The organism is Xanthomonas sp. GW, assembly GCF_014236815.1.
GTDB lineage: Bacteria > Pseudomonadota > Gammaproteobacteria > Xanthomonadales > Xanthomonadaceae > Xanthomonas_A.
Genome location: NZ_CP051189.1, coordinates 4,911,672 through 4,933,429 on the forward strand (window position 1 = coordinate 4,911,672; position 21,758 = coordinate 4,933,429).

General features: G+C 71.7%; 20 protein-coding genes. 7 read left to right on the forward strand and 13 right to left on the reverse strand.

Annotated elements, in window-relative coordinates; all coding sequences use genetic code 11:
• The first annotated feature begins 102 nt into the window (after positions 1-102).
• Together HEP73_RS21240 and HEP73_RS21245 are read left to right on the forward strand one after the other, a co-directional pair.
• Positions 103-2,469 (forward strand): YadA family autotransporter adhesin, encoded by a 2,367-nt coding sequence (locus tag HEP73_RS21240; RefSeq protein ID WP_185821457.1) that lies wholly within the window; start codon positions 103-105, stop codon positions 2,467-2,469.
• 65 nt (positions 2,470-2,534) lie between these two features.
• A complete protein-coding gene (locus HEP73_RS21245; RefSeq protein ID WP_185821458.1) occupies positions 2,535-4,427 on the forward strand; it encodes a S8 family serine peptidase in 1,893 nt (630 codons plus the stop codon).
• Between the two features lie 201 nt (positions 4,428-4,628).
• Here HEP73_RS21245 and HEP73_RS21250 read toward each other — a convergent pair whose 3' ends face one another.
• On the reverse strand, positions 4,629-7,949 hold the full coding sequence (locus tag HEP73_RS21250; protein WP_185821459.1) for an ankyrin repeat domain-containing protein: 3,321 nt from the start codon (positions 7,947-7,949) through the stop codon (positions 4,629-4,631).
• Positions 7,942-8,202: a YcgL domain-containing protein gene (locus tag HEP73_RS21255; protein ID WP_185823536.1), complete on the reverse strand. Its 261-nt coding sequence runs from the start codon at positions 8,200-8,202 to the stop codon at positions 7,942-7,944. The genes HEP73_RS21250 and HEP73_RS21255 overlap by 8 nt, the downstream gene beginning before the upstream one ends.
• 221 nt (positions 8,203-8,423) lie before the next feature.
• Between HEP73_RS21255 and HEP73_RS21260 the strand changes: the two genes are divergently transcribed.
• The 5 genes from HEP73_RS21260 to HEP73_RS21280 all read left to right on the forward strand — a co-directional run bounded on the left by HEP73_RS21260 (position 8,424) and on the right by HEP73_RS21280 (position 13,226).
• Positions 8,424-9,623, forward strand: a complete 1,200-nt coding sequence (locus HEP73_RS21260; protein WP_185821460.1) for a beta-ketoacyl-[acyl-carrier-protein] synthase family protein — start codon at positions 8,424-8,426, stop codon at positions 9,621-9,623.
• Positions 9,624-9,631: 8 nt separating this feature from the next.
• Positions 9,632-10,408 carry a beta-ketoacyl synthase chain length factor gene (locus HEP73_RS21265; RefSeq protein ID WP_185821461.1) on the forward strand — a complete coding sequence of 259 codons (777 nt, stop codon included), beginning with the start codon at positions 9,632-9,634 and terminating at the stop codon, positions 10,406-10,408.
• Positions 10,405-11,226, forward strand: a complete 822-nt coding sequence (locus tag HEP73_RS21270; RefSeq protein WP_185814454.1) for a glycosyltransferase family 2 protein — start codon at positions 10,405-10,407, stop codon at positions 11,224-11,226. The genes HEP73_RS21265 and HEP73_RS21270 overlap by 4 nt, the downstream gene beginning before the upstream one ends.
• Positions 11,223-12,848, forward strand: coding sequence for an NAD(P)/FAD-dependent oxidoreductase (locus tag HEP73_RS21275; RefSeq protein ID WP_185821462.1), 1,626 nt, complete (start codon positions 11,223-11,225; stop codon positions 12,846-12,848). Before HEP73_RS21270 ends, HEP73_RS21275 begins: the two co-directional genes overlap by 4 nt.
• Positions 12,849-13,013: 165 nt before the next feature.
• Positions 13,014-13,226 carry a hypothetical protein gene (locus HEP73_RS21280; RefSeq protein ID WP_185821463.1) on the forward strand — a complete coding sequence of 71 codons (213 nt, stop codon included), beginning with the start codon at positions 13,014-13,016 and terminating at the stop codon, positions 13,224-13,226.
• A gap of 64 nt (positions 13,227-13,290) precedes the next feature.
• Here HEP73_RS21280 and HEP73_RS21285 read toward each other — a convergent pair whose 3' ends face one another.
• The 11 genes from HEP73_RS21285 to HEP73_RS21335 all read right to left on the reverse strand — a co-directional run bounded on the left by HEP73_RS21285 (position 13,291) and on the right by HEP73_RS21335 (position 21,721).
• The gene (locus tag HEP73_RS21285; RefSeq protein ID WP_185821464.1) at positions 13,291-14,247 is read right to left on the reverse strand and encodes an exosortase/archaeosortase family protein; all 957 of its coding nucleotides are present in this window, start codon (positions 14,245-14,247) and stop codon (positions 13,291-13,293) included.
• Between the two features lie 15 nt (positions 14,248-14,262).
• Positions 14,263-14,430: a hypothetical protein gene (locus tag HEP73_RS21290; protein WP_185821465.1), complete on the reverse strand. Its 168-nt coding sequence runs from the start codon at positions 14,428-14,430 to the stop codon at positions 14,263-14,265.
• A 103-nt stretch (positions 14,431-14,533) separates the two neighbouring features.
• Positions 14,534-15,271, reverse strand: coding sequence for a 3-oxoacyl-ACP reductase FabG (fabG, locus tag HEP73_RS21295; RefSeq protein WP_185821466.1), 738 nt, complete (start codon positions 15,269-15,271; stop codon positions 14,534-14,536).
• Between the two features lie 142 nt (positions 15,272-15,413).
• Positions 15,414-15,983, reverse strand: a complete 570-nt coding sequence (locus HEP73_RS21300; protein WP_185821467.1) for a hypothetical protein — start codon at positions 15,981-15,983, stop codon at positions 15,414-15,416.
• A gap of 37 nt (positions 15,984-16,020) precedes the next feature.
• Positions 16,021-16,464: a phosphotransferase gene (locus tag HEP73_RS21305; RefSeq protein WP_185821468.1), complete on the reverse strand. Its 444-nt coding sequence runs from the start codon at positions 16,462-16,464 to the stop codon at positions 16,021-16,023.
• A gap of 10 nt (positions 16,465-16,474) precedes the next feature.
• Positions 16,475-18,829, reverse strand: a complete 2,355-nt coding sequence (locus HEP73_RS21310) for an MMPL family transporter (protein ID WP_185821469.1) — start codon at positions 18,827-18,829, stop codon at positions 16,475-16,477.
• Positions 18,826-19,047, reverse strand: a complete 222-nt coding sequence (locus HEP73_RS21315) for a hypothetical protein (RefSeq protein ID WP_185821470.1) — start codon at positions 19,045-19,047, stop codon at positions 18,826-18,828. Before HEP73_RS21315 ends, HEP73_RS21310 begins: the two co-directional genes overlap by 4 nt.
• 82 nt (positions 19,048-19,129) lie before the next feature.
• Complete coding sequence (locus tag HEP73_RS21320) at positions 19,130-19,777, reverse strand: LolA-related protein (protein WP_345776844.1); 648 nt, start codon at positions 19,775-19,777, stop codon at positions 19,130-19,132.
• Complete coding sequence (locus HEP73_RS21325; protein WP_185814460.1) at positions 19,701-20,675, reverse strand: LpxL/LpxP family acyltransferase; 975 nt, start codon at positions 20,673-20,675, stop codon at positions 19,701-19,703. The genes HEP73_RS21320 and HEP73_RS21325 overlap by 77 nt, the downstream gene beginning before the upstream one ends.
• Positions 20,672-20,959, reverse strand: coding sequence for a hypothetical protein (locus HEP73_RS21330; protein ID WP_145703931.1), 288 nt, complete (start codon positions 20,957-20,959; stop codon positions 20,672-20,674). The genes HEP73_RS21325 and HEP73_RS21330 overlap by 4 nt, the downstream gene beginning before the upstream one ends.
• 12 nt (positions 20,960-20,971) lie before the next feature.
• Positions 20,972-21,721 (reverse strand): lysophospholipid acyltransferase family protein, encoded by a 750-nt coding sequence (locus HEP73_RS21335; RefSeq protein ID WP_185816748.1) that lies wholly within the window; start codon positions 21,719-21,721, stop codon positions 20,972-20,974.
• Positions 21,722-21,758 lie beyond the last annotated feature (37 nt).

Genomic DNA, 21,758 nt, shown 5'->3' on the forward strand with positions numbered 1-21,758 from the left:
CAGGGTCAGCGGCGCATCCCAAGACCACCGATCCCGAAGCGGCGCGCCTGCGCGCCGCTGACGTCGCCTCCTGTCCATCCGCATAAGAACCGAGAGATCGCCATGAACGAATGCACGACCATACGCGGCACCGCCGCCTATCGCCCGATCCGCCATGCCGCGCCCGCCGTTTCGCGCACCGGCGCCCGTAGCGCGCTGGCGCTGGCCTGCGCGCTGTGCCTGGCGACCTCGTCGCTGGCGCAGGCCGCCACTGCCCCGGCCGCCACCCCGACTGCGACCCCGGCGGCGACCGCCGATGCGGCGCCGACCGACGCGAACGCGGTGCCATCGGATGCGAGCGGCGACACCGCCCTTTACTTCCAGGCCACCGGCAGCGACAGCAGCAACGCCGGCGCCTACGCCGACGGCGACGAGGCGCTGGCCGCCGGCGAGGCCGCCTCGGCGGTCGGCACCGGCACCGTCGCGCTCGGCGCCGGCGCGGTCAGCTACGCCAACCAGGCGCTGGCGGTGGGCCACAACAGCCTGGCCACCGACGTCTCCACCACCGCGGTCGGCGGCATGCTCGACCTGGACTTCTCCTCCCAGCCCAACGGTGCGGTCATCCTGCAGCAGACCTCCGCCTCCGGCATGGCCGCGACCGCGCTGGGCGCCGGCGCCCAGGCCAGCGGCAAGTACAACGTGGCCGCCGGTGCCGGCGCGATCGCCAGCGACATTTCCAGCGTCGCCGTCGGCGGCATCGTCGACGTGGGCGAATACGGCTTGGGCTCGGCAGGGATACAGTTGCAGGCCACCCAGGCCACCGGCCCGCTGTCCACCGCGGTGGGCGGCGGCGCGATGGCCACCGCCTACAGTTCCACCGCGGTCGGCGTGCTGGCCGAGGCCAGTTCCGAGCGCACCGTCGCGCTGGGCCAGAGCGCCACCGCCAACCAATATGCTGCGGTCGCCCTGGGCGCGCAGACGGAGGCTACCGGCGAATGGGCCCTCGCCGTGGGCAATGGCGCGCGGGCGCTGAGCGATCGCGGCGTGGCCGTCGGCCCGCAGGCCTTCGCGCAGGCGGAAAATGCCACCGCCGTCGGGCAGGCCGCATTTGCGCTGCAGCAGGACTCCACCGCCATCGGCAGCGGCTCCTGGGCCGGCGGCACCCGCAGCATCGCCATCGGCAAGGCGATGGTCTGGAACGGTGTTTTTGGGGGCGACGCCGCCCCGATTCTTTTCTACGACAGCATCGCGATGGGCACCGGCGCGGACGTCCATGGCAACCAGTCGGTCGCGATCGGCGCCGGTGCGCGGGTCGGCAACTCCACCTACGTCAACGACGTGCAGATCGTCACCAACAACAGCGTGGCGCTGGGTTCGGGCTCGGTCGCCGAGCGCGACAACACCCTCTCCATCGGCCACGCCGGCGCCGAGCGCCAGCTCACCAACCTGGCCGCCGGCACCACCGATACCGATGCGGTCAACCTGGCGCAGTTGCGCGGCGTGGCCAGCGCGTTCGGCGCCGGCAGCACGGTGGATGCCAACGGCAACCTGATCGGCGGCAGCTATCTGGTACAGGGCACGCGCTATAACGACCTGGGCTCGGCGATGGGCGCGTTCGACACGGCGCTGACCGGCTTCGACACCCGCATCAACGCCATCGCCAATTCCGGCGGCGGCCAAGGCGTCAGCATCGGCGGCGGCGACACCGCGCCCCCCAGCACCGGCACCAGCACCAACGCGGTCGCGGTGGGTTCCGGCGCCACCGCCAACGGCGACAACGGTCTGGCACTGGGCGCCGAATCGCTGGCCTACGGCCCCAACGACACCGCGATCGGCGCCAACGCCAAGGTCAATGCCGACGGCAGCACCGCGGTCGGCGCCAACGCCCGCGTCGCCGCGGTCGCGACCAATGCGGTGGCGGTCGGCGAAGGCGCCAGCGTCAGCGCCGCGTCCGGCACCGCGCTCGGCCAGGGCGCGTCGGTCACCGCCAGCAATGCGGTCGCCCTGGGCCAGGGCTCGGTCGCCGACCGCGCCAACACCGTTTCGGTCGGCGCCAGCGGCAGCGAGCGCCAGATCGCCAACGTCGCCGCCGGCAGCGCCGGCACCGACGCGGCCAACGTGGCGCAGATGCGTTCCGGCGACAGCGCCACGCTGAGCAGCGCCAACGCCTACACCAACACCCGCGTCACCGCGCTCGACGACAGTTTCAACCAGCTGCGTACCGACACCGAACATCGCCTGGACGGCATGGACCGGCGTATGGATCGGCTGGGCGCGATGAGCGCGGCGATGCTCAACATGGCGATCAACGCCGCCGGCACGCAGAGCCCGCGCGGGCGCGTGTCGATCGGCGCCGGCTTCCAGGGCGGCGAGCAGGCGCTGTCGATCGGCTACGCCAAGAAGCTCGGCGCGCGCGCCTCGTTCAGCCTGGGCGGCTCGTTCAGCGGCAGCGATTCCTCCGCCGGCATCGGCGTGGGCGTGGACCTGTGATCGCACGCGGGGCGCAACGCGCCATGCGTTTCTTCTCTTCCTTCTCGTTTCTCTAGGACCTGCAGATGATTTCCTCCGACAAACTCGCCGCCGCCCTCGCCGCCGCCCTTGCCGTCGGCAGCGCCCACGCCGCCACGCCGACCATCGGCCTGGGCAGCGTGCACGACGCGGTTGCGCAATCCGCGCAGACCGCGAACCTGGGCCAGCGCTTCATCGTCAAGACCCGCGACACCGGCAATCAGGCGCGGCGCCTGCTCGACGGCACTCTGTCCAGCGCCGTGTCGCGCAGCAGCCTGCAGCAGGCCAGGGCGGCCAGCAGCGACCTGCCGGCGCGCAGTGCGGTCAGCGCCAAGGTCCTGCGCGAGATGGCGGTGCCGGGCTGGCATGTGGTGCAGACCTCGCGCCGCCTTAGCGATAGCGAACGTGATGCATTCGTCGCCGAACTCAAGGCCGATCCTTCCGTGGTTTCGGTGCAGGTCGACCGGCTTTACCAACGCCTGGACGAAGCCAGCGTGACCCTGCCGCGCGCCACCGCGACCGCGACGGGGGCCGCGACCGCGCCGAACGATCCGGCCTACGCCCAGTTGCAGTGGAATTTCCACGATCCGGTCGGTGGGGTGAATGCCGAGCAGGCCTGGACCCGCTCCACCGGCCAGGGCGTGGTGGTGGCGGTGGTCGATACCGGCGTGGTCAAGGACAACCCGGACCTGGCCGCCAATGTGCTGCCCGGCTACGACATGATCAGCGACCATCGCATCTCGCGCCGCGACCAGGACGGACGCGCAGCGGGCGGTTTCGACCTGGGCGACTGGGTCGACGTCGACTACTGCAACGCCCTGGGTGGGTCGGGCAATCCGGCGCAAGCCAGCTCCTGGCACGGCAGCCACGTCTCCGGCACCATCGCCCAGGTCACCAACAACAACCTGGCCACCGCCGGCCTGGCCCACGACGCCAAGATCCTGCCGGTGCGCGTGCTCGGCTCGTGCGGCGGCTTCGGCAGCGACATCGCCGACGGCATGCTGTGGGCGGCAGGGCTGCCGGTGGACGGCCTGCCGACCAACCCGAATCCGGCCGAAGTGATCAACATGAGCCTCGGCAGCAGCGGACCGGAGAGCTGCCCGCAGCTGTACCAGGACGCGATCGACAAGATCAACGCCGCCGGCAGCATCGTCGTGGTGGCCGCAGGCAACTCCAACGCCGACGCCGCCACCTACACCATGTCCTCCTGCAACGGCGTGATCAGCGTCGGCGCCACGCGCGTCAACGGCGGCCGCGCCAGCTACTCCAGCTATGGCACGCGCGTGGACATCGCCGCGCCGGGCGGCGGCGGCAGTATCGACGGCAACCCGAACGGCTACATCTTCCAGGTGGTCAATGCCAGTACGCAGGGTCCGACCGGCGAGTGGCAGATCGGCGGCATGGCCGGCACCTCGATGGCCTCGCCGCATGTGGCCGCGGCGGTGGCGATGGTGCAGAGCGTGGCCAAGACCCCGTTCACCTGGAGCGGCATGCGCGACCTGCTGCGCGCCAGCGCGCGCCCGTTCCCGGTGGCGATCCCGACCAGCACGCCGATCGGTGCCGGCATTCTGGACATCGACATGCTGTTGCAGATGGCGACGACACCGCCGTGCGACCCGGCGGACAGCAGTTGCGTGCCGCCGACCAAGACCCTCAGCAACAAGGTCGAACTGAGCGGCCTCAGCAGCCAGCGCGGCGACGCGCTGTACAGCTTCCAGGCCGAAGCCGGCAAAGCGGTGAGCTTCATGACCTTCGGCGGCACCGGCAACGTCGCGATCTACGCGGCAGCCGGCAAGGTGCCGACCAGCAGCAGCTACGACACGCGCTCGGTACGGGCGGGCACCACCCAGACGATCCGCTTCACGCCGTCAAGCGCAGGCACGTATTACCTGCGCCTGTCCGGCAGCTACAGCGGCCTGACCCTGGTGGTGCGGCAGTAAGCGAACGGCAAGCGGCGGCGCCGTTCGCCGCCGCGCCGGCGGGCGCGGGAGGGGAAATCCTCCCGCGCGCGTTTTCGTGAGATCGACCGGCCCGCCCTATGGCGGGCTTTTTTTGGCCGCGCGGCGCGAGCGCTGCCACGCGACCGCCGCGCCGAGGGGCACGCATGCGCATGCACCGCCACAACGCGGAGCCAGTTGCCGTCAGCGGCCTTCGCGCAGGAACCGGGCCATCGACGACACGCCCGGCAGCGCTGGCTGGAACTGCCCGGCGACATCGACGAAGCCGCGCATCACCGCGATCTCGCGCGGCGGGCGGTTCAAGGTGTCGCGCAGGTCCGGGTCGGCGCCGGCGCGCAGCAGGCGCTGCACCAGCAGCGGCAGGCCGTGCAGCGCGGCCAGGTGCAGCGGGCCGAAGCCGCGCGGGTCCTGCACGTCCAGGCTCACGTCCTCGTCGAGCAGGCGCTCCACCCCGGCCAGCACCACCGGCTCTTCGCAGGCAGTGCCCGGTTCGGCGCGCGCGCCCAGCAGCAGCAACAGCGGGGTCACCCCGCCGGCGGCGCTGCGGTCGGCTTCGGCGCCGGCCAGCAACAAGGTGTCCAGCAACGCCAGCAGGCGCGACTTGTCGCGCGCGGTGAAGCCATACAGCGCGGCGCAGTGCAGCGGTGCCAGTTGCTGCGCGTCGCCGGCATGCACGTCGGCGCCGGCCGCCAGCAGGCGCGCGGCGATGTCCGGCAGGCCCAAGGCGCAAGCCAGCATCAGCACGGTGACGCCGCCGGGCAGGCGGTGTTCGATCTGCGCGCCGGCGGCCAGCAGCGCGGCGACGATCTCGGTCTGGCGCATGCTCACCGCCGCCGACAACGGCGTGGCGCCGCTGCCCGCGGCGTGCTGCAGGTTGGCGCCGCGCGCCAGCAACAGGTCCACCGCCGCGGCATGGCCGCCGCCGGCGGCGCGCAGCAGCGCGGTGCAGCCCTGCGCGTCGATCGCATCGACCGGCAGGCCCAGGTCGATCAGGCGGCGGATCGCATCGGCGTCGCCGACCATCGCCGCGGCCGGCAGGTCGGCCTCGCGCAGCGGACGCCGCGGCAACGGCCAGATCCGCCAGTCCAGCCAGTCGGCCAGGTCGCGGCGGCCGCTGGCCAGGGCCACGCCCAGCGGCGTCTGCCCGTCGGCGGCGCGCGCCTCCGGCGAGGCGCCCTGCTGGATCAGCAGTTTCAGCGAGGCCTCACGGCCCAGCGCGGCAGCCAGGTGCAGCGCGGTCATGCCGTGGCTGTCGCGCGCCTCGCGGTCGGCGCCGCGTTCCAGCAGCTGCAGTTGCAGGCGCAGCCAGCCCAGGCGCACCGCCAGCGACAGCGGCGGATCGCCGGCCGGCGACGGCGCGAACGGATCGGCGCCGCGTTCGAGCAATTCCAGCGCGAACTGCTCCAGCGCGCGCGAGGCGTGATCGTGCTGGGCGCAGGCGGCGAGCAGCCGGGTCAGGCCGCCGCGGCCTGCAGGCGACACGCCCTGGCGCAGCATCGCCTGCAGGCTGGGCACCGCTTCCACGCCGCGCGACAGCAGCGCGAACATCGGCGTGTCGCCGCAGGCATCGAGCACTTCCGGCGCGGCGCCATGCGCCAGCAGCCACTCCACCGCCTGCGGGTTCAGCGCCAGATGCGGATCGTGCAGCAGCGCGCCCAGTTCCTCGGCCGCGCACAGCCGCGCCAGCGCCGCCAAGCCGTCGCGCTGGCCCAGTTGCAGGCCTTCGCGCAGCAGTTCCAGCGGCGGCCGGTCCGGCAGGCTGGCGCTGCCGACCTCGCCCTGGCCGTCGCTGACCGCAGCCGGCAACGGGTAGTCGGGGTCCAGCGCGGACACGATCGCCCAGCGTCCGGCCTCGGCGGCCAGATCGACCGCGCGGCGGCCGCTCTGGTCCGGCTGCGCGGCGGCGATGCCCAGTTCCAGCAGGCGCCGGATCAGCCCCGGCGAGACCTGGTCGGCGGTGCAGGCCAGCAGCACCGCATTGCGGCCGTCGCCATCGACCGCGACCAGGTCGGGCTTGTGCGGCAGCAGGTGTTCGAGCACCGCGACGCGGCCATGCCGCGCGGCTTCCAGCCACGGCGTGCGGCCCAGGGCATCGCGCGCTTCCAGGTTGGCGCCGGCGCCGAGCAGCGCATCGACGATCTCAACATGCCCGGCCTGCGCCGCCTCGTGCAGGGCGCTGCGGCGCTGGCGGTCGCGCGCATCGACCCGCGCCTTGTGCTTGAGCAGCATCTGCACGCCGGCCGGATCGTCTTCCTCGGTGCCGGCCGCGGCCAGCAGCACCGGGCTGCCCTCGGCCGGTTCCGGCTTGGCGCCACGCTCGAGCAGGAACTTGCCCATGCGCCAGTTGCCGACGTGGCAGGCCACCGCCAGCGGGGTCAGGCCGTCGTGGTTCAGCGCGTCCAGCTCGGCCGCGGCATCGCGCAGCAAGGCCGCCACGCCCGGATCGGAACTGCGCGCGGCATGGTGCAGCGGCGTGTTGCCGTCGCTGTCGCTGGCGCGCGGATCGGCGCCGTTGGCGAGCAGGGTCATCACCGCCTCGGGGCGGCCGTGCCAGCTGTCGCGGGTGGCCGCCAGCAGCGGGGTCATGCCCAGGTGCGGCTGGTTGACGTCCACCCCGCGCACGATCAGCTCGCGCAGCAGGCGCAGGTCCGGCAGCACCGCGGCCAGCACCGGCAGGCTGCGCTGGTCGCGCCAGTCCGGCGCCGGCAGCGCGTGCGGGTCGGCGCCGGACTGCAGCAACTGCAGCGCGCGATCCACACGGCCGCCGCGCGCGGCGTCGTACAGCGCCGCGTGCAGTTCGTCCGCCGCCGGCGCCGCTTCGTCCTCGCGCGGCGCGGCATTGGCGCTCAGTTCGGCGAACAGGTCCGCCGAGGTGGTCCGCACCGGCGACGGCAGCGCCTGCGGCGGCGCCACGCGCTGCAGCAGCGCATGCAGCAGCGGCGACAGCAGCGCATAGGCCAGTGCCAGCGGCCAGCGCGCCGCGGCGGCCAGCAATCCGGACCAGGCCAGCAACACGCCGACCCCGGCCAGCAGCAACACCAGCCCCGCCACCGCCAGGCCGCGCCAGGCCTGCACGTCCTGCTGCGCCAGCGCCTGCCAGCGCGCGCCCAGCGCGCCGCCCTCGCACTCGCTGCCGTGCCACAGCGGCCAGGTGCGCCACAGCCCGAGCAGCGCCGCGCTGGCGGCCACGCTCAGCGCCAGGGCGGCGGCCAGGCTGCCGCTGTCGCGCAGCGCCGCCAGCGGCCAGGCCACCAGCAGCGCGACCAGGCCCAGTCCGCCGGCCCACAGCGCCAGCAGCGGCAGCAGTTCGCGACCCAACGCCTGCACGCTGGCCGGCCGCGGCCGGCTGCCGCGGGACCAGGACAGCGCCAGTGCGAACGCCGGCTGTGCCAGCCACGCGCCCAGGGCGGCGGCCAGCGGGCCGAACCCGGCGACCAGCGCCAGCAGCGCGCCCAGCGCGGCGGCGATCCAGGGAGCGCGCGCGCGGAAGGGGGATTCAGTCATCGTGGCGATCGGTCCGGCCGTCGGGCAGCGGCGGCAATTGCAGATGGAAGCCGCAGCCGGCCAGGTTCGCGCGTACCGCCGCGGGGTCGGTCCGGGCCAGGGTGCGTTCGGCGGTCAACGCCACGTCCAGCACGAACAGCAGCGGCTGCAACGACGCCAGCAGCGGCGGCGGCAGACAGCCGAAATCGTCGCGCTTGGCGAGGTAGAGATAGGTGTCCGGCTTGCGTTGGCTTTTGTAGACGTAGGCTTGCATGCCCGTGGCGTGCGCCTGGCGTGGAAAGGCAAGCGATTGTGGAGGAAATGCGCCAGCGGCGAAAGCGCGCGCGCCGCGCTGCATTTATAAATGCACGCGGCGTGCCCGTTCACGTTCAGCGTGGCCGCGCGCGCTTCACGGCTTTGCGGACCGCGCCGATATACTCCCCTGATCCATTCTTTACGGAATATCGCGTGACCGAAGCGTCCCCGTCGCCCCGCATGGCACCCGTCGCAATTCGTGCGTACACCGCGACCACCGCGCTCGGCAGCGGATTGCAGGCTCAGGCCACGGCCTTGCGCGACAGCCGCAGCGGCCTGCGCCGCAACGATTTCGGCGCGCAGCCGCTGCCCTGCTGGATCGGCCGCGTGGACGCGCTGGAAACACTGCCGCTGCCGCCGGCGCTGGCCGCATGGGAATGCCGCAACAACCGCCTGGCCTGGCTGGCACTGCAGCAGGACGGCCTGCGCGAGGCGGTCGCCGCCGCCGCGCAGCGCCATGGCGCCGAGCGCGTGGCGGTGGTGATGGGTACGTCCACCTCCAGCATCGGCGCCAGTGAAGAGGCCTATACCCGGCTCGAGCAGGACGCCGAGGGTGCGCGTTTCCCCGCCGACCTGGAGCGGCCGATCGTGCACACGCCGCATTCGCTGGGCGATTTCGTGCGCGCCGCCACCGGCCTGCGCGGACCGTGCATCACCGTCGCCACCGCGTGTTCGTCCAGCGCCAAGGTGTTCGCGCAGGCGGCGCGGCTGATCGCCGCCGGGGTGGTGGATGCGGCGCTGGTCGGCGGCGTGGACACGCTGTGCGGCAGCGTGCTGTTCGGCTTCAACGCGCTGCAGCTGGTGTCGCCGGAGCTGTGCCGGCCATTCGACGTGCGCCGGGTCGGGCTGTCGCTGGGCGAAGCCGGCGGCTATGCGCTGCTGGAGCGCACCGATGCCGCGGGCGCACCGCCGGCGCTGGCGCTGCTGTGCGGCTATGGCGAATCCAGCGACGCGCACCACATGTCCGCGCCGCACCCGCAGGGCCTGGGCGCGCGCCTGGCGATGGGCGGCGCGCTGCAGCGCGCGGGCGTGGACGCGGCCGAGATCGGTTACCTGAACCTGCACGGCACCGCCACCCCGGCCAACGACAGCGTCGAGGCCGCGGCGGTCGCCGCGCTGTTCCCGGCCACCTTGCATGCCAGTTCGACCAAGGCCTGGACCGGGCATACGCTGGGTGCGGCCGGGATCGTCGAGTCGGTGTTCGCGCTGCTCGCGCTGCGCGACGGCCTGCTCCCCGGCACCCTCAACAGCGAACAACCCGATCCCGAATGCGGCCCGCAGATCCGCTTCGCCAATGCCCACGCACAGGTCCGTTACGCGATGAACAATTCCTTCGGCTTCGGCGGCAACAACTGCTCGCTGCTGTTCGGCCGCGCATGAGCACGCCGATGTTGACCGCGACAATCGAAGGCATCGGTTTCTGGACCGCGGGCCTGCCCAGCTGGGCGGCCGCGCGCGCGTTCGCCGCCGGCAGCGGCGGCCTTGTGGAGACGCCGGCGCGGCCGGCCTCGCAACTGCTGGCGCCCAACGAGCGGCGCCGCGCGCCGGACACGGTGGCGGTGTCGCTGGAGGTGGCGCTGGCCGCGTGCCAGGACGCCGGCCGCGATCCGGCCGCGCTGCCGTCGGTGTTCACCTCCACCCACGGCGATCTGGCGATCACCGACTACATGTGCGCCACCCTGGCCGACGATCCGCTGGCGATCTCGCCGACCAAGTTCCACAACTCGGTGCACAACGCCGCCGCCGGCTACTGGACCATCGGTGCCGGCGCCACCGCCGCGGCGACCGCGATCAGCGCGCACCGCGCCAGCTTCGCGCAAGGCCTGCTGGAAGCGCTGTCGCAACTGGCCGCCGGCGAAGCGGCGGTGCTGCTGGCCGGCTACGACAGCCGCTCGACCGGTCCGCTCGGCCGCGTCTCGCACAGCGACGGCCTGCTCGGCGGCGCGCTGGTGCTCGGCGCCGCCGCGCAGTCCGGCAAACCGCGCCTGCGCGTGCGCCTGGCCGATGGCGACGCGGCCGCTGGCGACGGCGCACTGGCGCGGCATGCCGCCGGCAACGCGATGGCGCCGATGCTGGTGCTGTTCGACGCGCTGGCCGCCGGCGCCGCCGGCTGCACGCTGGATGCCGGTGGCGGCCGCTGCCTGCACGTGGAACTGCAGGCATGAGCCGGATCGCGCTGAGCGCCGCCGATGCGGCGATCCTGATTCCGGCGCTGAACGAATCGCTGCGCATCCGCGACGTGGTCGGCGACGCGCTGACGCACTGCCCGCGGGTGATCGTGGTCGACGACGGCTCCGACGACGGCACCAGCGACTGCATCGCCGACCTGCCGGTGACCCTGATCCGGCATCCGCAGCGGCGCGGCAAGGGCGCCGCGCTGCGCAGCGGTTTCGCCGAAGCGCAGCGCCAGGGCGCGCGCGCGGTGATGACCATGGACGGCGACGGCCAGCACAGCGCCGCCGATTTCCCGCGCCTGCTGGCCGCGGCCAATCGCCACCCCGGCTGCGTGATCGTCGGCGCGCGCCTGCGCAAGCGTGCCAGCCAGCCGACCATCCGCCGCATCGGCAACGACTTCGGCGACTGGGGCATCGCCTGGGGCTGCGGCTTCCGCCTGGTCGACAGCCAGAGCGGGCAGCGCCTGTATCCGCAGGCGGTGTACACGCTGCCGAACGTGCCCGGCGAGGGCTTCGTGTTCGAGGCGCAACTGCTGATCTCCGCCGCGCGCCAGGCCGGCGCGCGGGTGGTCGCGGTGCCGATCGAAACGCGCTACGCCAACCAGACGCCGGGCAACTTCCGCAAGAGCCATTTCCGCCTGGTGCGCGATCTGTGGAAGATCACCTCGCACGTGATCGTGCAGGTCTGGCAATACGGCCATGTGGTCCGCGAATACCGCCGCGCCCGTGCCAACCCGGCGCTGATCGACGACGCGGCCGGCGAGTTCGCAGCCAAGCCCACCCCTTTCGACAAGGAAGAAACGACATGAACGAACGGCATGCTGATGTGGTCATCGCTGGCGGCGGCCTGGCCGGGCTGACCCTGGCCCTGCAGCTGCGCCAGCGCGATCCGCAGCTGCGCATCAGCGTGCTGGAACGGCGCGCGCACCCGGTGCGCGAGGCCGCGTTCAAGGTCGGCGAATCCTCGGTGGAGATCGGCGCGCATTACTTCGCCAGCGTGCTCGGCCTGCGCGAACACCTGGACACCGAGCAGATCCGCAAGTTCGGCTTCCGCTTCTTCTTCTCCGATGGGCGCGAGGACATCGACCGCTGCACCGAGCTGGGCGTGAGCCGGCTGTTGCCGACGCCGTCGTGGCAGATCGACCGCGGCCGCTTCGAGAATTTCCTCGGCGAACGCGCACGCGCGCTGGACATCGAATTCATCGACGGCTGCACGGTGCGCGGCATCGACCTGGCCGACGACGACGCCGACCACCAGGTGCGCTACGAGCGCGACGGCGAAGTGGCGACGTTGCGCGCGCGCTGGGTGGTGGACGCCAGCGGCCGCGCCGGCCTGCTCAAGCGCAAGCTGGGCCTGGCCCAGGACAACGCGCACAACGCCAACGCCGTGTGGTGGCGGGTGGACGGACTGGTGGATCCCAATGCCTGGTCGCAGGACAGCGACTGGCTGCAGCGCTGCACGCCGCCGGACCGCTGGCGCTCGACCAACCACATGTGCGGCCCGGGCTACTGGTTCTGGCTGATCCCGCTGTCGTCCGGCGCGCATTCGCTGGGCATCGTCTGCGATGCGGCGATGCATCCGCTGGAGACGATGAACACGCACGAAAAAGCCATGGCCTGGCTGCACACGCACCAGCCGCAGGTCGCGCGCACGCTCGAACAGAGCCAGCACACGCTGCAGGACTTCCTGTTCCTGCGCAAGTTCTCCTACGGCTGCAAGCAGGTGTTCTCGGCGCAGCGCTGGGCGCTGACCGGCGAGGCCGGCGTGTTCCTGGATCCGTTCTATTCGCCGGGCAGCGACTTCATCGCCATCTCCAACACCTACATCTGTGAACTGATCGGACTCGATCGCGCCGGCCGCAACATCGCGCCCTACGCCGAGTTGTACCAGCAGCTGTATTTCTCGTTCTACGAAAACACCCTGACCCTGTACCAGGACCAGTACCCGCTGTTCGGCGACGCGCAGGTGATGCCGGTCAAGGTGATCTGGGACTACACCTACTACTGGGCGCTGCTGGCGCCGCTGTACTTCTCCGAGCGCATAGCCGACCTGCCCATGCTGGGCCGGCTGCGGCCGGACTTCGGCCGCGCGCGCGAACTCAACCTGGGCATGCAGGCGCTGTTGCGCGACTGGGGCCGGCACAACGACGCGCAGGGCCGGCCGGAAGCCGATGGCCGATTGCTCGACCAATACCTGATCGGCTGGTTCCACCAGCTCAACGCGTCGCTGCGCGAGGTGCTGGACGACGCGGCCTTCCTGGCACGCCTGCGCGGCAACGTCGCGCGGATGGGCTGGCTGGCGCGCGAAGTGCTGGGCCAGGCGCGCGCGCAGCATCCGCAGATCGACGACCACGGCCTGGACGCCCTGCTCGCCGATATGATGGAAGGCGAAAGCTCGCTGGCCGACAGCTGGTACGCGCGCGCCGCATGAGCGCCGGCGACGCACGCTGCAGCACGATCTTGAAGCGGTTCCACGGGAGTCACGCATGAAGGCAAACATCTGCATCTGGTCCTGGGGGCGCTGGCCGCGCAGGCCTCCGCGCAGACCCAGCAACTGGACCGCCGCGACCGGATCCTGCACCAGGCCAGCGACCTGATGCCATGGTGCGAAGCCGAAGCGCGCTATCGCTACATGCTTCAGGGCGTCAGCACCTTCCAGTGGTCCGGGTCTTACCACGACCGCGGCAACACGCTGTTCGTCGAAGGGCACCTGCGCGCCGGCGGCGAGGACGTGCCGGTGCGTTGTCGCGCGGTGAGCGGAGCGCGGACCCAGGATGCCGTGATCGAGATCGACGCGCCGCCGAGCTGACGCACCCGCGCCAGGTCCGTCCCGCACCTCCCACAAACGCTGCGCCGCGCAGCGCGGCCCGGGTTCACCGCAACGCTCGCGCTCCGTCGTCCGCTTGCTCGTCGTCCGCTTGCTCGTCGTCCGCTTGCTCGTCGTCCGCTTGCTCGTCGTCCGCTTCCGGTGGCGTTGCCTCGCTGCCGAAGCGGTCGAACACGTCCGGATCGAACAGGCTGGCATTGGCGATGTCGCCGGTGGAGATCACCTTCGCCGCCGGCAGCTCGGAACCGGAGAAGATGTCCTCGGAGTAATTCTCCGTCACCACCACCCGCAACGTCTGCGCATCGCGGTAGCCGCTCCACACCGGGACCAGGCGCAGGTACGGCGAGGCGTCGGCGCGCAGCGGCGGGATCCATTCCAGCCAGCCGGCATAGACCTTGCGATCCTTCAGCGACAGCAGCACCGGCACCGGCGCGAGCAGGCCGTCGCTGGTCTCCAACGCGTCCAGGCGGTCGGCGGGGTGCGGATCAGGCCCGGCCTGATCCGACGCCGCGCGCGGCGCCAGCAGGCGCGACAGCCAGCGACACAGACGCAACGGCGGATGCCACAGCATGCGCAGCGCCAGCTCGGCGACGAAGCCGCGGGTGCGAACCTGCTCCACGCGCAGCACGCTGAGGAAGAACAACCGCTCCAGGCTGTTGTAGGTGCCGGTGCCGTACAGCCACAGCGCCGCCTCGTCGCGCGGCCAGAACCAGTTGATCCACACCCGCAGCGCCAGACAGACTAGGAAGGCGAGCAAGGCGGTGCCGATGCCCGGATACGGCGCGACCAGATGCAGCACCTGCCAGGCCTCGCGGCCCCACGCGGTGGCCATCAGCAGCACCGCCAGCACCCGCGCCGCCACCAGCGCGACGATGCCGACCAGCGCCGACGCCATCAGCAGCTGTTCCTTGCCCTGGCGTGAGGCCCAGTAGGAGGTGATGAAGGTGAAGTTGACGAAAAGGTAACCGCCGATCAGCGGCAACAGCAATTGGTTGAAAGGCATTCCTTGCCCCTTCGGCTATTTGGCGCGCTTCGCCTCGACGCGCCCGCGAACCGTGCGCGCCACCTTGCTCACTGCCTGGCGCCCAGACTCGCTGTCGAAGAACGCCTGCAGGTCCACGCGCACGCCGGACCCGGTGAACACGGCATAGGTCCGGTCCTTGAGCTGGGATACGGTCGCGGCCATGCCGCCGGGGATCCGGCTGGGACGCTTCTTGGTGGCAGGCTCGGCGGACATGGTCCGACTATAGGCCCGCCCCGCCCGCATTCCAAGTGCCGCAGCGCGGGCCTCAGCCCATGCCGCCGTTGATGCCGATCACCTGGCCGTTGATGTAGCCGGCCGCGTCCGAGCACAGGAATCCGACCAGCGCGGCGACCTCGTCCGCCTTGCCGGGGCGGCCGGCCGGCACCAGTTGCTTGATCGCCTCCGGCGCGAACGCTTCGCCGGCCATCGCGCCTTCGATCACGCCGGGCGCGACCACGTTGACGCTGATCCCGCGGCTGGCCATCTCCCGCGCCAGCGACTTGCTGGCGCCGTGCAGCGCGGCCTTGGCCGCGGCGTAGTTGGTCTGCCCGCGATTGCCGAGCACCGCCGCCACCGACGACACGCTGACGATGCGGCCCCAGCGGGTGCGCGCCATCGGCAGCAGCAGCGGCTGGGTCACGTTGAAGAAACCGTGCAGCGACACGTCGATGACCCGGTGCCATTGCGCCGCGCTCATCCCGGCCATCGGCGCGTCGTCGTGGATGCCGGCATTGTTGACCACCACCTGGATCGGCCCGGCCTCCAGCAACGTCGCCAGCGCCGCGGCGCTGGCATCGGCATCGGCCACGTCGAACGCCACCGCCTCGGCGCTGCCGCCGGCCGCGGCGATGTCCTGCACCACTGCAGCGGCGCGCGCCAGGTTGCCGTTGGCGTGCACGATCACGTGCAGCCCGTCCGCTGCCAGGCGCCGGCAGATCGCACCGCCAAGGTCGCCACTGCCGCCAGTGACCAGGGCGCGGCGTTTCGTCGAAGGATCGGTCATGCGCACATTCTCCGTATTGCGTTGGCTGCGGGACCCTTCATCGTAGAACACGGCGACGTGCAGGGTCAGTGGCCGGCACCGCGCCGGGCGCGCATCCAATGTGCGGCGGATGCATCTTGCGGCGCCAGGATCGGGCGATCGACTATTTGCTGCCGAACAGCGTTTGCATGTTGTGCGCAGCCTTCCTTACCCGTTCGAGCGCAACCTCGCTATCCACACGCAGGTCTTCCGGCAAGGCGAAGTACTCCATGCATGCGTTCTCGGCGATGGCCCCGCGCAAGTGCGCAATGACCCGGAACATCAGATGGTCCATCCGCCAGCAGATCGACGGTTCGATGCCGGCAAGCCGATCCGCGCTGGCCGGATGGCTGCCCCCTCCGATCCAGATGTCCGTTTCGAAGGCGAATTGGATGTCATCGTAACGGGAGTCGGATTTTTCGTAGCCGGGATCGCTGAAGAGCATCTTCCAGCGCGGGATCGCCGAAAACCGCAGGCTGCAGAAGATCGGCCTGAACAGGCGGCGCGACGTATCCACCTGGGCGATGGATGCCGGGATCTGCGTATGGAAATCGGCGAACACCTCGATCAGATGACCGAGCGCAGGCGGTATGAGTTCGATGTAGCGTGCGATCACGAAGCCGGGCGCATCGGCGGCATCGACGGCGGGGATATAGAAAAGATCGCCCGGTCTCGGCGCTCTGAGCGCCTTCATCGGAGGTTTCCTGCCTGCATGATCGGTACGGGCGCCGCTACGCCGCGCCCAGCATCACCGTGGCGCGGCCTTCGGCCAGCAGCTGCGCGCCATGCACGATGCGGAAACCGTATTGCTGGCTGTCCTCGGCCTGCAGCAGCACCTCGGCCTCGCATTCGATCGCCTCCGGCAACTCCTGCAGATCGGCCACGTGCAGCTGCACGCCGCGCAGCGCGACCAGCATGCCCGGGCGCACCGGCTTGCCGCTGGCGCGGCCGAGCAGGCCGCCGTGCACCGCCATCGCCTGCGCGCCGTATTCGCACAGGTGCAGTGCGCGCAGGCGGCCGCCGCTGCGCAGCGGATGCTCGGCGGCGCGGTGCGCGTGGCTGCGCAGCACGATGCGCTGCGCGTCCCAGGCGACGACTTCTTCCCACAGGCACATCAGGCCCTGGTGCGGGATCAGCGCCGCGATCGCGTCGCGTCCGTGCGGAAGCTCGGTCATGCAGCGTCTCCTAATGCGCGGTGGCTGCGGGCGCGTCGCTGGCGGTCTCGCGCGAGATCAGCAGCGCCAGCACGAAATTGAACAGCACGCCCAGCGCCACGGTGCTGCCGATCGCGCGCAGCACCGGAATGCTGGACGCGGCCAGCAGCGCGAACACCAGCAGCGTCATCAGGCTGCACACGATCAGCGCGTGCAGCGTGCGCAGCTGGTCGGCGCGGTCGTCGCCGGCATGGTCGAAGAACAGCGCGTAGTCCAGGCCCAGGCCGGCGGCCAGGATCAATGCGATCAGGTGGAACAGGTTCAATTCGACCCCGCAGCCGCGCAGGATCGCCAGGATCAGCAGCGTGGTCAGCGCCATCGGCAGCAGCACGCGCGCGATCCGGCGCGGCGTACGCAGCGCGACCGCCACGGTCAGCGCCAGCAGCAGCGCGGCGATGCCGAGCGCGCCGAGCACGCGCCCGCGGTAGGCGGCGACCAGTGATTCGGAGGCCTCCTTCAGGTCCATCAGTTGCGCGCCGCTGCCCTGCACCGCGTCGGCCAGCAGCGCCGGGTCGCGCAGGCCGGTCAGCGAGACCAGCGCGGTGGCGTGGTCGGCGCGGTCCAGCAACAGGCCATCGACCGTGGTCGCCAGCGGCGTGCCGTGCAGGTCGCGCGCGGTCAGCGGCGGTGCGCTGCGGGCGCGCTCCAGGTCGGCCAGAAACGGGGCGAAGGCATCGGCGCGGAACGGCGTGGCGGCCACCGCGGCGGCGGTCAGCGCGCGCGCCTGCGCCGCATCCGGCAACGCCGCCTGGCGCCGCTGTTGGCTCGCCTTGCTGGGCAGGTAGCGCGCGGCCATGTCGTAGCCGGCCAGCTCGCCGCGCGCGACCAGCGCATCCAGGCGCGGCCGCAGCCGTTCCGAGGCGGCCAGCGCGGCGTCGGCAGACGCGGCAGGCAGGGCCAACACGTAGCGCACGTCCGGCGCGCCCAGTTCCTTGCGCAGATGCGCGTCGCGGGCCAGGCCGTCGGCCGGCACCGGGGTCAGCTTGGACAGGTCGTTCTGCCAGAACGGGCCCGGCGCGAACGCGATCACCGCTGCCGCGACCAGCGCCAGCGGCAGCAGCGACCAGCGCGGCCGCGGCAACCGCGCGATGCCGCGCCACAGCCGCGCCAGCGCCGGCGAATCGGCATGGTCGCGCGGCGAGGGGTCGATCAGCGCCGGCAGCAGCAGGCGCGTGGTCAGCGCCGCCACCAGCAACCCGGCGATGGTGAACACCGCCAGCTGGCGCAGGCCATCCACCCCGGAGAACAGGAAGGTGACGTAGGCGATGCAGGTGGAGACCACGCCAGTGGCCAGGGTCGGCCACAGGTGGCGCGCATTGGCGCGCGGATCCAGGCCCGGGCGCTGATGGCTGAACAGGTGGATCGGATAGTCCTGGACCACGCCGATCAGGGTGAAGCCGAACGCCACGGTGATGCCGTGCACGCCGTCGAACAGCAGGGCCACCGCGCCCAGCCCGGCCAGGCCGGCGCTGGCCAGCGGCAGCACGCCGAGCACCGGGATCTTCCAGCTGCGGTAGGCGACCAGCAGCAGCACGATCAGGCCCAGCGTATCCAGCATGCCGATCCACTGCGCCTCGTTCTGGGTGCGCCCGCCGATCTCCACCGAGAACGCGCCGGGGCCGGTCAGGGTCAGGCGGCTGGCGCTGCCGGCGCTGGCCTTGGCGAAGGCGGCATGGATCGCGTCCACCGCCTGCTGCTGCCCGGTCGGATCGAACCCGGCGGCGCGGGTCTGCGCGACCAGCAACGCGTCCTTGCCGGCGCGGTCGAACCAGACCCCGTCGCGCTGCTGCGGGCCGCCGGCCGGCTGCAGGCTCTCGGCCAGGTGCAGCACTTCCAGGGTCGGGTCGCGCGGCAGCAGCGGCTCGATCATCGCCGCGGCCGGCGATCCCAGGTCCTGCAGCCGCGCCTGCAGCGCGTCGGCCAGCGTCGCCGCATCCAGCGGATGGGCGTCGAAACTGTCGCTGAGCAGGTAGCGGTAGGCCAGCAGCCGCTCGGGGATCGCGTCCAGGCCGGCATCGGCGCCATTGGCGACCAGTTCGAAGGTGTCGCGTTGCGCGGCCAGTTGCGCGCGGATCGCCTGCGACTGCCGCGCCAGGGTCGGCGCATCGGCGCCGGACAGCGACATCAGCAGCAGCCGCGAGCCCGGACCTTCGCCGAGCTCGTCGAGCAGCAGTTTCTGCGCGGGGGTCTGGGCCTCTGGCATGAACTTGCGCAAATCGCCCGACACCTGCAGCACGTTGCCCAGCCAGATGCCGGCCACGGTCAGCAGCGCCAGCCACAGCAGCGCCAGCGAGATGCGTGCCTTCGAACTCAGTTCGCGTTTCATCGCTGCGACCACGCAAGAGCCCACACGTCCGGATCCGGGGCCGCGCGCGCGGCATCCGGCGCTGCGAACCGCCTCCTGCTACCGCGGGCGGGCATGAACTTGCGCAAGTCACCTGACACCTGCAACACGTTGCCCAGCCAGATGCCGGCCACGGTCAACAGCGCCAGCCATAGCAGCGCCAGCGAGATGCGCGCCTTCGAACTCAGTTCGCGTTTCATCGCTGCGACCACGCAAGCGCCAGCACGTTCTTACCCAGAGCCGCGCACAGCGCGGCCCGCCTGCAACTGACGCGGGCCGACATCAGCGCGCGTCGCCGTGGCACAGCGCGGTCAGCGCCTCGGTCTCGGCCAGGCTGGCCGCGTCGCGCGCGGCGCCGGCCAGCAGGGTGCGCTGCACGTCGCCCTTGGCCGGGGTGGTCTCGATGCAGCGCAACTCGGCACCGCGGCCGTACAGGCGCAGGCTGCGCACCTGCGCGGCCAGCGCCGGGTCCTTGGGCTGCAGCTGCAGCTGCCAGCGTTCGCGGGTGCCGCTGCTGCTCAGCGTGTAGTGCTGCTGCAATTGCGCGCGGTCGCCGGACAGCAGCGCGCCGAAGCCGTTCTGCAGGCCGGCCAGTTCCGGCACCCGCGCCAGCGAGAAACGCCGCGGCGCCTTGCCGGCCCGCTCCAGCGTGGCTTCGCCGCCGCGCAGGGTGGTGGTCTCGCGGTACGGCGCGGTGACCTCGCGCACCAGCGTGTCGGTATCCGGACGCCGGTACTGGCCCTGCACGCGCAGCGGCGCCTTCAGCAGCGCCGAGCCGCGCAGCTCGACGAAATCGGTGCTGACCGGGACCGGCCGCGCCAGCTTCTGCAGGATCCAGCCGGGGTCGAGCGGCTCAGGCGACGCGACGCACAGCGGTGCGGCGCTGCACAGCAGTATCAGCATCCACGGCAAGGTGCGGCGCATCGGCATGGCGGTTGTTCCAGAAATCGTAGAAGTTGAACCAGTTGTACGGCGCGGAGCGCGTGTAATGTTCCAGCCTGGCGGCGTAATCGCGGATGAGCGCCGCCAACGCCGGCGCGCGCTGCCGGCGCGGCAGGTCCAGGCCTTCGCTGAAGGTCTCGAACACCAGCTGGTAGCGGTTGCCGCCACGGTACAGGCCGAACGCCAGCACCACCGGCACCTTCAGCGCCGCGGCGATCAGCCACGGCGAGGTCGGGAACATCGCGCCCTGGCCGATGAACGCGGCCGGCAGCGCCGGGTCTTCCGGGCGCGGCCGATCGACCAGCAGCGCGACCAGCGCGCCTTCGTCGGTGGCCTGCTTGATCGCCATGACGATCGAGGTGCTGTCCATGCCGGCATCGATGATGTTGGCCGCCAGCTGCGGGTTCAGCGCGCCCAGCAGTTCGGTCATCGCCGGGTTGTGGGCCTTGTCCAGCACCACCTTGACCTGCACGTCGGGACGCTCGGTGGCCAGCACCCGCAGCGCATCGAAGCTGCCCAGGTGCGAGCCGAAGATCAGCACGCCGCGGCCGCGGTCCATCTGCGCATGCAGTTGCTCCAGGCCCTGGATGTCGACCCGGAAGCGGTGCATCTGCCCGCACAGCATGAACACCCGGTCCAGGATGGTCGAGGCGAAGGTGTGGATGTGCCGGGCCACGTCCAGCAGCGTGGCCGGACGGCCGAACACGCGGCCCAGGTAGTCGCGCGAGTCGCGCCGCTCCGGGCCGCGCACCAGCAGGAAATACAGGGTGATCGGATACAGCAGCAGGCGCCCGAGGGCGCGGCCGCCGTAGCGGGCGATGCTGCGGATCAGCCACAGCGCGAAGCGGCCGCCACCCTCGGGGCGGTGTTTCCAGCTGGCGCTCATGGAGCCGCCTCGGCGACCAGGTCGCCGCTGACCAGCAGGTCCTCGCCGCGGCGCACGCGGAAGCGCCAGCGCGGCGCGGCGCCGTCCAGTTCCACCCGCGCCGGCTGCCCGGGCAGCAGCGGCTGCAGGAACTTCACCTGCGGCAGGCGCAGCGGCCCGCACGCGCCGTGCGCGGCCTCCACGGCCTGCAACACGTGGTCCAGCACCACTACGCCGGGCACGACCGGGTGGCCCGGGAAATGCCCCGGCAGGCTGGGATGATCATGCGGTACGACGAAATCCATAAGGCTGGCGACTCATATCCTGGGTTCGAGCATGGCACGGACGGCCTGGTGCGCGCGCTGGGTCAGCTGTTGCCGGTCCAGCGCGCCGTCGGCGCCGTTCACGTTGATCGGCGTGCCGATCCGCACCCGGATCACTCCGGGCCGCACCCGGAACAGGCTGGTCGACGGCAGCACCTTGCCCGCTCCGTCCAACGCCACCGGCACCACGTCCACGCCAGCATCGATAGCGGCCTGCAGTAGCCCGGCCTTGAATTCGGCCAGTTCGCCGTTGCGGCTGCGGGTGCCTTCCGGGAACAGGCACAGGTCCTGGCCCTGGCGCAGCAAGGCCGCGGCCTGGCGCCGGACCATAGCGCCGGCGCGGCGGCTGTCGCGGTCCAGGAACAGCATGCCGGTGGCGCGCGCATACCAGCTCACGAATGGCACCTGCAGCATTTCGTCCTTGAGCAGGAAGCGCAGCGGCACCGGCAGCGCCGCGAACAGCGCGCAGATGTCGATGATCGACTGGTGGTTGCTGACGAACAGGTGGTTGCGCGACCAGTCCACCCGCTCTTGGCCCTCCACTTCGAAGCGCACGCCGGCGCCGAAGAACAGCACCGGCGCCCACACCCGCGCGCCCATGCGCAGCGGCAGCCGCGGCCCGGCCAGCAGCAACAGGCCCAGCGCCACGACGATGCCGACCCCGGTGAAGCTCAGGGTGAACAGCAGTTGCAAGGCATTCCACACGGCCCAGGCCATGCGCGACGGCATCCCTGCCTGCGGCATCTTCAGTTTGTCCTTGATGATCTGCACAAGCCTCTGC